Below are 758 nucleotides of genomic sequence, written 5' to 3'. Positions count from 1 at the left end.
ATAATCTCCTCCCTGCGGAAAGAAATCCACTGCTCACGCTCCTTGTTCTGACACTTGGGGCAATGACGGTCTCGGCAACTGTTGTAGCTTATCTTGATTTCTCCGCATTCGGGACACACTTCCACATGACCACCAAGGACGCTGGTTCGGCACGTCGCCATATGGCCAAACGCTTTCCTTACAGGCGTAACTACATTATGGGTACTAAGAAACTCCTCTCCATGGTCACGTATAATCTGACCGATGTCGAAGCGTGTCCTCATTGTTTGGGAGGAAAGAGGACATCAATCAGTCGCACATGTCTAACAGGTTCAATGTCAGCAACATGAAGATAAACCATCGTAGTCGTGAGTCTCGCATGTCCGAGCCGCTTCTGTACATGCACTATGTTCTCTCCGTTCTCAAGGAGATGCGTGGCCGCACTGTGCCTCAGGTCGTGGATGGTGATGGAATGGTCGAGTGCGACCCTTGCAAGTGCGTTCTTGAGAATGATCCGCACATAGCCTGGAGTGATGCGCTGTGGCTCTGTCTTGCTTCCATGACTCTTGAAGACATAGTCGTCGCTCGGATACTTCTTCCGATATGCCTTGAGCACGACGATCATCTGGTCGGAAATGGGCACGTAGCGGTCTTTACGCCCCTTGCCTTGGAAGACGAACAGCTTCTTGCGGTCAAAGCAGATGTCGTCCCATCTGAGGCGGCATGCCTCGCCGACCCTGAGGGCGCAGTCGTAGATGATGGCAAGCAGGGTCTTGTCG

2 protein-coding genes are annotated in these 758 nt (G+C 52.5%); both read right to left on the bottom strand.

Annotated features, from left to right (window positions below; translation table 11 throughout):
• Positions 1 to 263, bottom strand: a 263-nt coding sequence (locus tag CIK99_RS15775) for a transposase zinc-binding domain-containing protein (protein WP_173805350.1), incomplete at its 3' end; no start/stop codon positions are given.
• On the bottom strand, positions 260 to 758 hold a 499-nt coding region (locus CIK99_RS09730), incomplete at its 5' end, for a site-specific integrase (protein WP_158215957.1). The genes CIK99_RS09730 and CIK99_RS15775, both read right to left, overlap by 4 nt.

The sequence above is a fragment of the Prevotella sp. P5-92 genome (assembly GCF_002251245.1).
Lineage (GTDB): Bacteria > Bacteroidota > Bacteroidia > Bacteroidales > Bacteroidaceae > Prevotella.
The sequence above is the reverse complement of the archived record's forward strand: the minus strand, read 5'-3'. Positions and strand labels throughout refer to the sequence as shown.